13 protein-coding genes are annotated in these 13,292 nt (G+C 62.8%); 6 read left to right on the top strand and 7 right to left on the bottom strand.

The window, feature by feature from the left end:
• Window positions 1-17 precede the first annotated feature (17 nt).
• From GTP55_RS03790 to aptA, 3 genes are all read right to left on the bottom strand, one after another.
• On the bottom strand, window positions 18-1,511 hold the full coding sequence (locus tag GTP55_RS03790) for a CoA-acylating methylmalonate-semialdehyde dehydrogenase (protein WP_161043643.1): 1,494 nt from the start codon (window positions 1,509-1,511) through the stop codon (window positions 18-20).
• 22 nt (window positions 1,512-1,533) lie between these two features.
• Entirely contained in the window at window positions 1,534-2,649 is a 1,116-nt protein-coding gene (ald, locus tag GTP55_RS03785) for an alanine dehydrogenase (protein ID WP_161043642.1), read from the bottom strand.
• Window positions 2,650-2,742: 93 nt separating this feature from the next.
• On the bottom strand, window positions 2,743-4,059 hold the full coding sequence (gene aptA, locus GTP55_RS03780; RefSeq protein ID WP_110847187.1) for an omega-aminotransferase AptA: 1,317 nt from the start codon (window positions 4,057-4,059) through the stop codon (window positions 2,743-2,745).
• 190 nt (window positions 4,060-4,249) lie between these two features.
• On the opposite strand from aptA, the gene GTP55_RS03775 reads away from it, so the two are divergent.
• Window positions 4,250-5,710, top strand: coding sequence for an aminotransferase-like domain-containing protein (locus GTP55_RS03775; protein WP_161043641.1), 1,461 nt, complete (start codon window positions 4,250-4,252; stop codon window positions 5,708-5,710).
• Entirely contained in the window at window positions 5,698-6,357 is a 660-nt protein-coding gene (locus GTP55_RS03770; RefSeq protein ID WP_161043640.1) for a TetR/AcrR family transcriptional regulator, read from the top strand. Before GTP55_RS03775 ends, GTP55_RS03770 begins: the two co-directional genes overlap by 13 nt.
• Here the strand turns inward: GTP55_RS03770 and GTP55_RS03765 are convergent.
• Window positions 6,317-7,375: an FxDxF family PEP-CTERM protein gene (locus GTP55_RS03765; RefSeq protein WP_161043639.1), complete on the bottom strand. Its 1,059-nt coding sequence runs from the start codon at window positions 7,373-7,375 to the stop codon at window positions 6,317-6,319. The genes GTP55_RS03770 and GTP55_RS03765 overlap by 41 nt on opposite strands.
• A 375-nt stretch (window positions 7,376-7,750) precedes the next feature.
• On the opposite strand from GTP55_RS03765, the gene GTP55_RS03760 reads away from it, so the two are divergent.
• The 4 genes from GTP55_RS03760 to GTP55_RS03745 are packed head-to-tail and all read left to right on the top strand — an operon-like array spanning window position 7,751 to window position 10,182.
• Window positions 7,751-8,002 carry a hypothetical protein gene (locus GTP55_RS03760; protein WP_161043638.1) on the top strand — a complete coding sequence of 84 codons (252 nt, stop codon included), beginning with the start codon at window positions 7,751-7,753 and terminating at the stop codon, window positions 8,000-8,002.
• On the top strand, window positions 7,999-8,928 hold the full coding sequence (locus GTP55_RS03755) for a sensor histidine kinase (protein ID WP_161043637.1): 930 nt from the start codon (window positions 7,999-8,001) through the stop codon (window positions 8,926-8,928). Before GTP55_RS03760 ends, GTP55_RS03755 begins: the two co-directional genes overlap by 4 nt.
• Window positions 8,925-9,689, top strand: coding sequence for a LytR/AlgR family response regulator transcription factor (locus GTP55_RS03750; RefSeq protein WP_161043636.1), 765 nt, complete (start codon window positions 8,925-8,927; stop codon window positions 9,687-9,689). Before GTP55_RS03755 ends, GTP55_RS03750 begins: the two co-directional genes overlap by 4 nt.
• 55 nt (window positions 9,690-9,744) lie before the next feature.
• On the top strand, window positions 9,745-10,182 hold the full coding sequence (locus GTP55_RS03745; protein ID WP_161043635.1) for a VOC family protein: 438 nt from the start codon (window positions 9,745-9,747) through the stop codon (window positions 10,180-10,182).
• On the opposite strand, the gene GTP55_RS03740 is transcribed toward GTP55_RS03745, so the two are convergent.
• From GTP55_RS03740 to deoA, 3 genes are all read right to left on the bottom strand, one after another.
• Window positions 10,179-11,399 (bottom strand): nucleoside deaminase, encoded by a 1,221-nt coding sequence (locus tag GTP55_RS03740; RefSeq protein ID WP_161043634.1) that lies wholly within the window; start codon window positions 11,397-11,399, stop codon window positions 10,179-10,181. The two genes, GTP55_RS03745 and GTP55_RS03740, sit on opposite strands and share 4 nt — an antisense overlap.
• Entirely contained in the window at window positions 11,399-11,806 is a 408-nt protein-coding gene (locus tag GTP55_RS03735; protein ID WP_161043633.1) for a cytidine deaminase, read from the bottom strand. Before GTP55_RS03735 ends, GTP55_RS03740 begins: the two co-directional genes overlap by 1 nt.
• Window positions 11,807-11,899: 93 nt before the next feature.
• On the bottom strand, window positions 11,900-13,225 hold the full coding sequence (gene deoA, locus GTP55_RS03730) for a thymidine phosphorylase (RefSeq protein WP_161043632.1): 1,326 nt from the start codon (window positions 13,223-13,225) through the stop codon (window positions 11,900-11,902).
• Window positions 13,226-13,292 lie beyond the last annotated feature (67 nt).

Here is a 13,292-nt window from a genome sequence, read left to right as displayed (position 1 = left end):
GTGTCCTCGGTGGCGAATTATTTCATCTGTGGGAATGCAAATTCCGCGCCAGCGCTGGCGGTGTTGGGCCAGCGCTGCATCACCGCTTTGTGGCGCGTGTAGAAGCGCACGCCTTCCGGACCATAGGCATGATGATCGCCAAACAGACTGCGCTTCCAGCCGCCGAAACTGTTGAACGCCATCGGCACCGGCAGCGGCACATTCACGCCCACCATGCCGACTTGAATCTGCCGCACGAATTCGCGGGCCACGCCGCCGTCGCGCGTGTAGATCGCTACGCCGTTGCCGTACTCGTTGCGGTTGATCAGCTCTACCGCCGTGCCCACGTCCGGCGCGCGCAGCATGCACAGCACCGGGCCGAAAATCTCTTCCTTGTAAATCGTCATATCCGGCGTGACGTGGTCGAACAACGTGCCGCCGATGAAGAAGCCGTTCTCGCGTCCGACCACCTTGTGATCGCGTCCATCGACCACCAATTTGGCGCCTTGCTCAACGCCCTCGCCAATCAAGCGCTCTATACGCTGCTTGGCTGCGCTGCTGACGACCGGCCCCATTTCAGCATCCGACGCCATACCGTCGCGCACTTTCAGTGCAGCGGTGCGCTTTGCCAGTGCATCGACAATCTTGTCGCCTGCATCGCCGACGGCGACAACCACCGAAATCGCCATGCAACGTTCTCCGGCCGAGCCGAAAGCGGCACCCATCAGCGCATCCACCGTCATCTCCATATCCGCATCCGGCATCACCACCATATGGTTCTTGGCGCCGCCCAATGCCTGCACGCGTTTTCCCGCAGCGCAGCCGCGCGAGTAGATATATTCCGCAATCGGCGTCGAGCCGACAAAGCTGATCGCCTGCACCACCGGATGATCGAGCAGCGCATCAACAGTCACTTTATCTCCCTGCACCACATTGAACACGCCATCCGGCAAACCGGCTTCCTTCAGCAGACGCGCATGCAGCAGCGACGCCGAAGGATCGCGCTCGGAAGGCTTCAGAATAAAAGTGTTCCCGCAGGCCAGCGCCACCGGGAACATCCACATCGGCACCATCACCGGGAAGTTAAACGGCGTAATGCCCGCCACCACACCCAGCGCCTGGCGCATCGACCACGCATCGATGCCGCGCGAAATCTGGTCGGTGAATTCGCCCTTCAGCATTTGCGGAATGCCGACTGCAAATTCCACCATCTCGATGCCACGCGCCACTTCGCCCTTGGCATCCTCGAAGGTCTTTCCATGTTCGCGCGTGATCATCGCCGCGAATTCGTCCACATGCTGCTGGCACAGTTGCAGGTACTTGAACAACACGCGCGCGCGCGTCAGCGGTGGCGTGGCGGACCACGAAGGAAATGCCTGTTCGGCGGCGCGCACGGCGGCGTCAACTTCTTCCGCAGTGCCCAGCGCCACCCTGGCTACCGGTTCGCCCAATGCTGGATTGAACACGTCTGCATGGCGGCCGCTTTGCGTATCGACGGTAACGCCGTTGATGAAATGGGTGATCGTATCCATGATGCTCTTTCAAGTGTACGGCTTAACCTAAGAGGCTGTCCGCGTCTACGTAGTGATAACCAAGGCCGTGCGCCACCGCTTCATAAGTGACCTTGCCCTGGCAGACATTCAAACCATTCTTCAGATGCGGATTGGCTTTCAGCGCCTTCTGCCAACCCTTGTCGGCCAGCGCTAGCGCATGGCCTATCGTTGCGTTGTTCAATGCGAAGGTCGAAGTGCGCGCCACTGCGCCGGGCATATTCGCCACGCAGTAATGCACCACGCCGTCCACCACATACGTCGGCTGCTCGTGGGTGGTGGCGTGCGACGTTTCAAAGCAGCCGCCCTGGTCGATCGCCACATCCACCACCACCGCACCCTGCTTCATGCGCGCGATCATGGACTTGGTCACCAGCTTGGGCGCCGCCGCTCCCGGCACCAGCACGCCGCCGATCACTAGGTCCGCATCCAGCACCGCTTCCTCGATCGAGTGCGCGTTGGAATACATGGTGGCGACACGGTTGCCGTACACGAGATCCAGCTGGCGCAGGCGGTCCACGTTTTTATCGAGGATGGTCACGCGCGCGCCGATGCCGACCGCCATCTGTAAGGCATTGGTGCCGACCACGCCGGCGCCGATGATGGCGATATGCCCCGGCGCCACACCTGGCACGCCGCCCAGCAGCAAACCCATGCCGCCCTTGGATTTCTCCAGGTGCGCGGCGCCGGCCTGGATCGACATGCGCCCCGCCACTTCGCTCATCGGCGCCAGCAGCGGCAAGCCGCCGTTAGGGCCGGTGATGGTTTCGTAGGCGATGCAGACCGCGCCCGACGCCACAAGAGCCCTGGTCTGCTCCGGGTCCGGCGCGAGGTGCAGATAGGTGTACAGAATCTGTCCTTCGCGCAGCATCGCGCATTCCTGCGCTTGCGGTTCCTTCACCTTGACGATCATCTCGGCGCGCGCAAAAATTTCTGCGGCGTCGGCGATGATGGTGGCGCCGGATCCTTCATACATTGCATCCGTCAGGCCAATGGCCGCGCCGGCGTTTTGTTGTACCAATACTTGATGACCACGCAAAATGAGTTCTTTGACGCTGGCCGGGGTAAGGCCAACGCGGGACTCCTGGTTCTTAATCTCTTTTGGGACGCCGACCAGCATGTTTGTCTCCTTATTGGTCGTCACTCCCGCGAATGCGGGAGTCCATGGCGGTTATGCTCAGCATGGGTCGCGGCTTTCGCCGGGACGACGTGGTTAGTCCAGGTTTTTAAGTACTTCCCTCAGCTTTCCGAACAACTCGTCAATATGTTTTTTCTCCAGCACCAGCGGCGGCGACAAGGCGATGATGTCGCCGGTCACGCGAATCAGGATGCCATCCTCGAACGCCTGCTTGAAAGCGGCAAACGCGCGCGCACCGGGCTTGCCGGCAATCGGCGCCAGCTCGATGCCGGCGATCAGGCCAATCGTGCGGATGTCGATCACGTGCGGCAGGCCTTTCAGCGAATGCACCGCGTCGGCCCAGTATTCGGCCATGCCGGCGGCGTGCTCCAGGATCTTCTGCTCCTTGAAGACTTCCAGCGTCGCCAGCGAAGCGGCGCAAGCCACCGGGTGGCCCGAGTAGGTGTAACCGTGGAACAGCTCAATGCCGGCCGGCGCGTCCATGAAGGCGTCGTGGATATGCTTTTTGCTGAATACCGCACCCATTGGAATGGTGCCGTTGGTGAGGCCCTTGGCGGTGGTCATCAGGTCCGGTTCGACGTCGAAGTAATCGGCGGCGAACGGCGTGGTCAGCCGGCCAAAGCCGGTGATCACTTCATCGAAGATCAGCAGGATGCCGTGCTTGGTGCACAGCTCGCGCAGACGCTTCAGATAGCCCTTCGGCGGAATCAGCACGCCGGTCGATCCAGCCACCGGCTCGACGATGACCGCCGCGATGGTCGAGGCGTCGTGCAGCGTGACGATGCGCTCCAGTTCATCGGCCAGGTTGGCGCCGTGTTCCGGCTCGCCGCGCGTGTAGGCGTTCTTCTCAAGATTGTGGGTGTGCGGCAGGTGATCGACGCCGGGCAGCATGACGCCATACGGCTTGCGGTTGCCGGCGATGCCGCCCACTGAAATGCCGCCGAAGCCGACGCCGTGGTAACCGCGTTCGCGGCCGATAAAGCGCGTGCGGCTGGCCTCACCGCGCGCCTTGTGATACGCCAGCGCGATTTTCAGCGCCGTGTCGACCGCCTCGGAACCGGAATTGGTGTAGAAGACGTGGCCGAAGCGATGGTTGGTGTATTCCATCAGCGCTTCCGCCAGGTCGAAGGCGGCCGGGTGGCCCATCTGGAAGGTCGGCGCGAAGTCCAGCTGGCCGACCATCTCGCGCACGGCGGCGACGATCTTCGGCTGCGCGTGGCCGCACGGCACGCACCACAGGCCGGCGGCGCCGTCCAGGATACTGCGGCCGTCCACGTCCTTGTAGTACATGCCTTCCGCCGATACCAGCAGGCGCGGATGCGCCTTGAAATCGCGGTTGTTCGTAAATGGCATCCAGAAGGATTCCATCGATACTGGTCGAGACTCGTTCATGCACCTCTCCTATGAAACAACTGCTTTCGGATTTTTTTGACAGACCGTAAAAAAATTTACCAGTTGGCAAAATGATGATGCAATAATAGACAGCGCAACAACTATGGCACAGATACACAATTCATCAAACTGTCCAACCGTACTGGCAACAAAAACACTACAGTTTCACTTTCGCTGCGTGGAGTCAAGGATGGAAGAGGCAAGTGCTGTCATCGATCAAACCGGCGGGCCGCCTAGCTGGCCCTGCGTCGCCATCGAACGCCGGCACAAAGACAGCCTGGTGGAGCAGATCGTGAGCGCCATCAGCAGCATGGTCGGCAGCCGGGAGTTGCGCGTGGGAACTAAGATGCCGTCGGTACGGCAGTTCGCCAAGTGTAATGGCGTCAGCACCTTTACAGTTGTCGAGTCCTACGACCGGCTGGTGACGCTCGGCCTGCTGTCGTCGCGGCGCGGCTCCGGCTACTTTGTCGCCCGCCAGGACGTGCCGGCCACGCTGCTGCAGGCTGCGCCCAGCGCCGCGCCGCTGGCCATCGACGCCCTCACGCCCGAGCTGTATTCCGGCGTGTCGGAGGCGCTGCCGGTGGGCGCCGGCTGGCTGCCGCCCGAGTGGTATGGCGAAGACACCATCCTCGACGCCGTGCGCCAGGCCATGAAGATTCCGGCCAACCGTCTGCGCGGCTACGGCCACCCGCTCGGCTTCCCAACGCTGCGCCAGCACCTGACCGCCACGCTGGGCGACGAGCTGTTCCCGGTCGAAGCCGAACAAATCCTGCTAACCCACGGCGCCACCCACGCCTTCGACCTGATTCTGCGCACGCTGACCAAGCCGGGTGACACCGTGCTGGTCGAAGATCCCGGCTACAGCAACCTGCTGTCGTTAATTCGCCACCATGGCTGCATCGCGGTCGGCATTCCGCGCGGCGAAAACGGCCTGGATCTGGATCTGCTGGCGCAGCAGGCCGCGCTGACGCAGCCCAAGCTCATGTTCGTCAACACCGTGCTGCAAAATCCGCTGGGCACCTCCTTGAGCGCAGCGCAGGCGCACCGGCTGCTGGCGCTGGCCGAGCAGTTCGACTTCTGGCTGGTGGAGGACGACATTTACCGCGAACTGGCGCCGCGCGGCGAGGCTTCGCTGGCGGCGATGGACGGCTTGCGGCGCGTGATCCGCGTCGGCAGTTTTTCCAAGACGCTGTCGCCGGTGCTGCGGGTCGGCTCGATCAGCGCCTCGTCGTCGCTGATCCCCGAACTGCTGCGGGTGAAAATGCTGACCGGCCTCACCACCTCCGAGATCAACGAACGCGCCGTCTACCACGCCATCACCGCCCGCCCCTACAAGCGCATGGTGGACAAACTGGTGACGCAGCTGGACGCCGGCCGCGAACGCGCCATGGCCAGCCTGCGCGACGTCGGCATGACCTTGCTGGCGCGGCCGCGCGGCGGCATGTTCGTCAGCGCCGGCTGGCACGACGCGCCCTCGCCCGCCTGGAACGGCAAAGTCATCGCCGACCTCGCGTTGAAACATGGCATTTTGCTGTCGCCGTGCGACTTCTTCATGCTGCGCGCGCCGGAAGCGATCTGGTTCCGCTTCAACGTGGCGTATGCCGACCACCCGCAACTGCTCAACTTCCTGAAACTGATATGCCGACAGTAAAAATCAACCGTCGCCTGCTCAACCGCGACAAGCTGGAAGCGGAGATCACCGCCGAAGCGGTGCGCGTGTTTGCCGAATGCGGCTACGAAGGCACCTCGATCGCCACGGTGGCGGAAAACGCCGGCCTGTCGAAACAGAACCTGATGTACTACTTCCCCACCAAGCAGTCGCTGTACCAGCGCGTGCTGGACGAAGTGCTGGACGACTGGCTGGCGCGCATGGAAAGCCTGGCGGCCGCCGACCAGGAACCGCGCGAAGTGCTGCGTACCTACGTCCAGGCCAAGCTGAAATTCTCGCGCGAGAATCCATGGGCGTCGCGCGTCTACGCGATGGAAGTAATCAGCGGCGCGCCGCTGTACGGTGGCCAGATACAGAACCGCGTGGTGCCGCTGGTGCGCAAGGATATCGAGGTATTTGAACGCTGGATCAGCGAAGGGAAAATGGCGCCGCTGAACGCGACCCATCTGCTGTTTGCGATCTGGGCGATGACGCAGTCCTATGCGGACTTCTCGGCCCAGATGGCGCTGGTGCTGAACCGCAAACAGCTGACCAAAAAAGATTTCGACGATGCCGAGAAGGTCATCGTCGATATGGTGCTGGCGGCGATCAGCGTGCCGGCGCAGCCTGCCGGCGGCGGCGCGCCATAAAGCCTACCATGCCCAGGCCAGCCATCAGCATGGCGTAGGTTTCCGGTTCCGGCACCGTCGCCGCCAGGGTTACCTGATGGATTTCGCCGGTCGAGATCACGTTCTTGGCATAGACGCCGCCGTTGACATTGGCGTTGAGATTGCTGAAAGTACCATTCGCTACCAGAATCTGGCCGTCAAAGGTCTTGTCGGCAGTGACGCTGGTGGCGCCGGCGAAGTTCCAGACCAGTTTGCCGCCGAGGTCGGCGCGGTTCACGTTGACGTTCAGGGTCAGATTCGCATCGTTAGTGTTGAATACCACGCCGGACGCGCCATTCAGGTTGAACTTAAAGTCGGTGACGGTGCTGTTGAAGATGTCGCTTTCCAACGAGGTCAGGTCAAACACAGCAACGCCGTTGGCGTCGGCCTTGGCGTTGAACGTCACGGTATGCTTGTCGGAGCTGATATCGACGGTGCCGCCGGTGGACTGGAGCAGGCTCAGATACGCCGAGTAGCCCTGCACAATGTTGGCCATGTCGTTGGTATTGCTGACGCCGGTGCTCTGAGCCGCATCCTTGTAGCCGGTTTGCAGCGCATTGGCGGTGGTCGACCGTTGCTGGTTGAGGTTGCCGCCACTGACGGTGCCGCCGGCGTAATAGTTGCCGCTGCCGTTGTAGCTGGTGTTGGTCGAATTGCCCTTGATATAGGACGAGCCGTTGTTGATGATCGAATTACTGATGCTGCCGGCATACACCCCACCGTTTTCAACGGTAGCGCCGCTCATGTTGCCGATGACGGTCAGACCGGCAAACGCCGATGCCGGCATCTTGCCGGATTCCTGGCTCAGCACGGCGCCATTGCCGATCAGGTTATTGCCGACGAAAGTGCGGCCCTGTACGTGCGAGGTGGTGGTGTAGTCGTTCCAGGCGATAACGTTAAACTGGGTCACGGCATCCTTCGCGGTCAGCGCGGTGGTTGCGTGTGCGGAACCAGCCAGCAGGGTGGCGGCGGCGATCAGGGTCAGGCTGCGTGCGGTCATGTGGGTCCTTGGGAGAAAACAGCGTTGATTTACGTTAAGTTACTCAAACATAAATTTAATTGCATTAAGTGTATCATGAGATACCGCAAAGAAAAATACGTTTTAGCATTTTTTTATCGCCGTCCGTAGCAAAAAAGCCATGATAAATTTTTCAAAAGAAACCCTACACTGCCGCATTTGTGCTTGCGTTAGCGGAATCAGGCCGATGCGCCGCCCCTGCGCGCATTGCTGCTGGCAAGGGAATGGCAAGCCGCCATTCATCCTGCGCAATAACCGGCCATGCCCGCGAAAGCGCAGTTGATCGGAATCCACTACGCGGCGTTGCAGGGCTTTGCTACAGTGCTCTCATCGCAACGCCTTTATGGAGACAACAAAATGAACCAAGCCACCGCCCTCATCGACGAAATTTTCCAGGCCCTGACCAATCTGCTGCGCTACGCCGGCCGCCTGATCGGCCGCATGTCGCCGCCGGCCCTGCTGGGTGCGGCGCTGGTGCTGGCCTTCCTGTTCTCGATCCTGCCGTTGGCGCTGGTGCTGTTCGTCGCCTTCATGCTGATCAAGGTGGCGGTCGGCGCCTGTGTCGTCAGCGGCCGCCGCGCCAAACGCGCCCAGGAGCACGTTGAATGAAAAAGCACCGGCTGGCCCAGGCCAGCTATAAAAATGCCAAGAGCCTGCTGGACATCGTCCGCGAAATCGGCGAAACCGCCGTCAGCGTCTGGTGGCATTTCTTCGACTGGCTGGCGCAGGTGGAGTGGCGCAAGCTGGTCATCATCTGGCTGCTGTTGCTGATCCTGTCGGCGTCGCTGTTCCACATGAACGACCAGACCTGGGGCTTCATCCTGGTGTCGTTCGGCCTGAAGGTGCTGGCCGGCGGCAAGCGCAAGGCCGAGCTGGAAGCGCGCAACGCCGAATCGCACGCCGACGAGGAAAGCATCGAACGGCGCGTGGTCGAGGCGCGCATGGCGGCCTTGCAGGCCCAGGTCGAGCCGCACTTTTTGTTCAACACCCTGGCGCTGATCGGCCAGTTGATCGAAACCGACCCGCCGCAGGCGGCGCGCATCCACCAGAACCTGATCGACTACCTGCGCGCCACGCTGCCGCAGATGCGCGCCAAGGGTTCCGGCACGCTGGGCCGGCAGATCGAGATGTCGCGCGCCTACCTGGCCATCATGCAGGCGCGCATGCGCTCGCGGCTGGCCGTGTCGATCGACGTGCCGGACGAGATGCTGAGCGCCACCTTCCCGGTGATGATGCTGCAGATCCTGATCGAAAACGCCATCAAGCACGGACTGGAGCCGAAGATCGCCGGCGGCCGCATCGACATCCGCGCTGCGGTCGACGGCCAGATGCTGCAAGTGGATGTATGCGACGACGGCGTCGGCTTCAACGCCTTCGCCGGCGACGGCCTCGGCCTGGCCAATGTGCGCGAACGCCTGCGCATCCAGTACGGCAACCGCGCGCAGCTGGTGATCGAAGCGCCGCTGACCGGCGGCACGCGCGCCAGCATCCGCGTTCCCTACGCCCCCGATATTTTTGCTGCGAGTTCCACATGACTGCTCCCACCGCCCTGATCGCCGACGATGAAGAAGGCATGCGCCAGCAACTGCGCAGCCGCCTGCAGGAAGCCTGGCCGGCGCTGAACATCGTCGCCGAAGCCGAGAACGGCATCGAAGCCGTGGCGCTGGCCGGCAAGCACCAGCCGGACATCGTCTTCCTCGACATCCGCATGCCGGGGCTGTCCGGCATTGAAGCGGCGCGCATGCTGTTCAACCGCTGCCACCTGGTGTTCGTCACCGCCTACGACCAGTACGCGATTGAAGCGTTCGAGCAAGGCGCGCTGGATTACCTGTTGAAGCCGGTCGGCGGCGAACGCCTGAAAACCACCTGCGCCCGGCTGCAATCGCTGATCGGCCAGCAGCCGTCCAACATCGAGCGGCAGCTGAGCCAGTTGCTGTCGCACCACAGCAAACCGGCAGCGGCCAGAACCGACTATCTGCGCTGGATCCAGGCCGTGGTCGGCGCCAACCTGCGCATGATCTCGACGCGCGAGGTGCTGTTCTTCCAGGCCGACGAAAAATACACGCGGGTGCAGACCGAGCAGTCGGAAGTCCTGATCCGCAAGACGCTCAAGGAGCTGGCGGACGAGCTGGACCCGGACGAATTCTGGCGCATCCACCGCTCGACCCTGGTGCGCGTGGATGCCATCGAAGAAGTCACGCGCGACCTGCGCGGCCGCCAGATGGTGCGCATTCGCAACCACCCGCAACTGTTGGAAGTAAGCCGCGGCCACACCCATTTATTCCAGCAAATGTAATCGCATCGGCGGGCCATCGGCGTATACTGGATTGCTTCACTCAAGGGAGGGAACGATGTCCAGCATACCCAAGCAAACGCTTTGCGGCGTCATACCATGCCTGCGCTACCGCGATGCGCCGGCCGCCATCGACTGGCTGTGCAGCACCTTCGGCTTTGAAGTGCAGTTCGTGGTACCCAACGAGGACGGCAGCATCGCCCACGCCCAGCTCACCTTCGGCAACAGCATGGTCATGCTGGGCTCCGTGTTCGACACCGAGTACGGCCGCCTGCTCAAGCAGCCAATGGAAACCGGCGGCTTTGTCACGCAGAGCGCCTACCTGGTGGTCAACAGCGCCGACGAAGTATATGGCCGCGTGCTGCAAGCCGGCGGCCAGATCGTGCTCGACCTCAAGGACGAAGACTACGGCGGCCGTGGCTTCACCTGCCGCGACCCCGAAGGTCACATCTGGAGCATTGGCACCTACGATCCCTATGCTCAGGCCGGAGTTTAAGACAGCGCGTTGACCAGCGCGGCGTCCGCCACTTGCGCCGGGTGGATGCGGATGATGTCGCGGTAGAGCGGTGGCATGGCGGCGCACAGGTCGGCCAGTTCGGCTGGCGGCAGCGATGGCAGCACGTACTGGAACTGGGTGGGATTTTCCAGCGGCAGCGGGCCTTCCATGGTGGAGCCGTAGGCGCCCAGGTTCATGTAGCTGACGGCGCTGGCGTCCGGCCCTTTGGCGAAGACGAAGGTGCCGTCTTTCGGATGGCCGAGGTAGCGGCGTACATCTTCCTGCTGCCCCCGCGAAACGCCATGCAGCAGTTTGTAGCGCAGCTGCGCGTAGGCGCGCGTGGTTTCCATGAAGGCGCTGCGGATACCCGACTGCGTCATCCGGCCCGCCATGCACAACAGCAGATTGCCGAACGAATCCAGCAAGGCCACCGCGTCCCCTGCCCCGCCATGTTCGCGGTCGCGCGCCATCGCCTGCAGCAGGAACGGCGCCAGGCCGGCATTGGGCCGGTGCGGCGCGCAGCGGTAAGTCAGCGCGTCCGGATACTGCTGCTTCAGCGCACGTACGATGGCGTGATCGGCCGGCAGCGTAGCCGGGTCTTTCAGCGCTGGCTGCGGCAGGTCGGTGTTCAGCATCGCCATCACGTCGGACGACGTGGCCTCAAACACCAGCGAGCACAAGGCCTGCGTCGGTTCTGAGATGGTTTTGCCGATGAAGAAGGACTTCGGCGTGGCGCCGGACGCAGCACGCGCGTACAGCGATGAGCCGAGAATGGCCGGGTAGCTGAAGCTGTCGACGGCCTGCGCGCGCAGCGCTGCCGGCAGCGCCTTGAAGCTGGCGCTATTGTCGTAATTGATGCCGGACGCATGGTCCGGGGCCGCCACCACCACGTTGAAGCCCCCCGCCAGAATCGCGCCGCTGCACATGCTGCACGGGTCGAGCGAGCTGACTATGGTGATGTCCTGCGGCGCTGGCAGGTGCCGCCCCTTGGCGCGTTCGGCGTAGTACCAGTCGATCAACTGGCGCTCGCTGTGCGCGGTGGGGTCGAACACCAGCCCGTCCTTGACGACGTTGTTGTGCAGCGACTGCAGCACATTGCCGTGCTGGTCGAGCATCAGGCCGCCGACGCCGAAGGTGCCTTGCGTCCTGGCGGCGATGGCTTCGGACGCCGCAATGGCGACCGCCGCCTGCACGTCAATCGTCTTCTTGTGGGCCATTACTTCTTCTTGAGGTCCGCACCGCCGAAGGCGTTCGGCAGTTGTTCGGCTGCGGTGGTCTCGAAGATGTCACCTTCCAGGTTGGTCAGCAGCACCGGCAGCTCGTTGCCGCCCAGTTCCAGGATCACCTGGCGGCAGGCGCCGCACGGCGCGATCGGGCCGTCGGTCTGGCCGATGACTACCAGCTGCTCGAAATCTCCCTGCTTGTAGCCGTGGGCGAAGGCGCTGAAGAACGCGGTGCGTTCGGCGCAGTTGCACAGGCCATAGGCGGCGTTTTCCACATTACAGCCATGGAACACCTTGCCGTCGTTGGTCAGCAGCGCAGCGCCGACCTTGAAGTTGGAGTAAGGCGCGTAAGCCTTCAGGCGCGCGGCGGCGGCTTCGGCGATCAGTTCTGATTTGTTCATATAGTTATCCTATGTGCCGTCATTCCGGCGGACGCCGGAATCCATGGCGAGCATGCGGGTTATGGGTCCCGGCTTGCGCCGGGAGGACGGGCGTTACGGGCGGATTGTGCGGTAGATAACTGGGTTGGCGGCAGGCGCGGCATCGGTAATCTCATACGCCGCCTGGATTTCACGAATGGCTTGTTCGGCCGCCTGCTGCGTGCGCGCGTGCACCATGGCCAGCGGCTGGCCGGCTTCGATCTTGTCGCCCAGGCCCGCCAGGTCGGTCAGGCCGACGGCGAAGTCGATCGGATCGGCGGCGCGACGGCGGCCGCCACCCAGCGATACCACCGCCAGGCCGATCTCACGGCAGTTGGCTGCAGCCGCATAACCCGACGTCAACGCCGGCGCCGGCACGATGATCGGCGAGCGTTCCAGATATTTGTCCGGATTGTCCATCAGGTCCGCAGGACCGCCCAGCGCCGTCACCATGCGCGCAAAGCGTTCGGCCGCTTCGCCGCTGTCCAGCGACGCTTGCAGCCTGGCGCGCGCCTCTTCTTCGGTCGCCGCCAGTTTGCCCAGCACCAGCATCTCGGCGCACAGCGCCATCGTCACTTCGTGCAGGCGCGCAGGACGCGACTTGCCAGTCAGGTAGTCGATCGCGCCGCGTACTTCGACAGCGTTGCCGGCGTAGGGCGCCAGCGATTCGTTCATGTCGGTCAGGATGGCGGAGGTCATCATGCCCGCGCCGTTGCCCACCTTGACGATGCTCTCGGCCAGTTCCACCGATTTTTCGTAGGTCGGCATGAAGGCGCCGCTGCCGACTTTGACGTCCATCGCCAGCGCATCCAGGCCGGCCGACAGTTTTTTCGACAGGATGGAGCCGGTGATCATGGCCACCGATTCGACGGTGGCGGTGACGTCACGCACGCCGTAGAAGATCTTGTCCGACGGCGCCAGCGACGCGGTCTGGCCGATGATGGCGACGCCGACTTCTTTCACCACCTTGCGGAACAGCGCATTGTCCGGCACCGTGGTGTAGCCAGGGATGGAGTCGAACTTGTCCAGCGTGCCGCCGGTGTGGCCCAGGCCACGGCCGGAGATCATCGGCACGTAGCCGCCGCAGGCTGCGACCATAGGACCGAGCAGCAGCGAGACGACGTCGCCGACGCCGCCGGTGGAGTGCTTGTCGACCACCGGGCCGTTCAGGTCCAGCGAGCGCCAGTCCAGCACTTCGCCGGAGTCGCGCATGGCCAGCGTAAAGGCGACGCGTTCGTCCATGGTCATGTCGTTGAAGTAGACCGCCATCGCCAGCGCGGCGATCTGGCTTTCGGTCACGCCGCCGGAGGTGATGCCGCCAACGAAGAACTGGATCTCCTCGGCCGACAGAATGCCGCCGTCACGCTTTTTGCGGATGATCTCTTGAGGTAGGTAAGACATAAAATTCTCCCGGAATTCAAAACGTCATTCCCGCGCAGGCGGGAATCCATGCTGAGCATCCGAAGCC

The sequence above is a fragment of the Duganella margarita genome, from assembly GCF_009857535.1.
Lineage (GTDB): Bacteria > Pseudomonadota > Gammaproteobacteria > Burkholderiales > Burkholderiaceae_D > Rugamonas > Rugamonas margarita.
The sequence above is the reverse complement of the archived record's forward strand: the minus strand, read 5'-3'. Positions and strand labels throughout refer to the sequence as shown.

Excerpts from the sequence above, each read along its gene's own strand:
- GTP55_RS03750 (WP_161043636.1), top strand. The coding sequence starts at position 8,925 with ATGACTGCTCCCACCGCCCTGATCGCCGACGATGAAGAAGGCATGCGC.
- aptA (WP_110847187.1), bottom strand. The coding sequence starts at position 4,059 with ATGAACGAGTCTCGACCAGTATCGATGGAATCCTTCTGGATGCCATTT.
- ald (WP_161043642.1), bottom strand. The coding sequence starts at position 2,649 with ATGCTGGTCGGCGTCCCAAAAGAGATTAAGAACCAGGAGTCCCGCGTT.
- GTP55_RS03760 (WP_161043638.1), top strand. The coding sequence starts at position 7,751 with ATGAACCAAGCCACCGCCCTCATCGACGAAATTTTCCAGGCCCTGACC.
- GTP55_RS03770 (WP_161043640.1), top strand. The coding sequence starts at position 5,698 with ATGCCGACAGTAAAAATCAACCGTCGCCTGCTCAACCGCGACAAGCTG.
- GTP55_RS03755 (WP_161043637.1), top strand. The coding sequence starts at position 7,999 with ATGAAAAAGCACCGGCTGGCCCAGGCCAGCTATAAAAATGCCAAGAGC.
- GTP55_RS03745 (WP_161043635.1), top strand. The coding sequence starts at position 9,745 with ATGTCCAGCATACCCAAGCAAACGCTTTGCGGCGTCATACCATGCCTG.
- GTP55_RS03775 (WP_161043641.1), top strand. The coding sequence starts at position 4,250 with ATGGAAGAGGCAAGTGCTGTCATCGATCAAACCGGCGGGCCGCCTAGC.
- deoA (WP_161043632.1), bottom strand. The coding sequence starts at position 13,225 with ATGTCTTACCTACCTCAAGAGATCATCCGCAAAAAGCGTGACGGCGGC.
- GTP55_RS03765 (WP_161043639.1), bottom strand. The coding sequence starts at position 7,375 with ATGACCGCACGCAGCCTGACCCTGATCGCCGCCGCCACCCTGCTGGCT.
- GTP55_RS03790 (WP_161043643.1), bottom strand. The coding sequence starts at position 1,511 with ATGGATACGATCACCCATTTCATCAACGGCGTTACCGTCGATACGCAA.
- GTP55_RS03735 (WP_161043633.1), bottom strand. The coding sequence starts at position 11,806 with ATGAACAAATCAGAACTGATCGCCGAAGCCGCCGCCGCGCGCCTGAAG.
- GTP55_RS03740 (WP_161043634.1), bottom strand. The coding sequence starts at position 11,399 with ATGGCCCACAAGAAGACGATTGACGTGCAGGCGGCGGTCGCCATTGCG.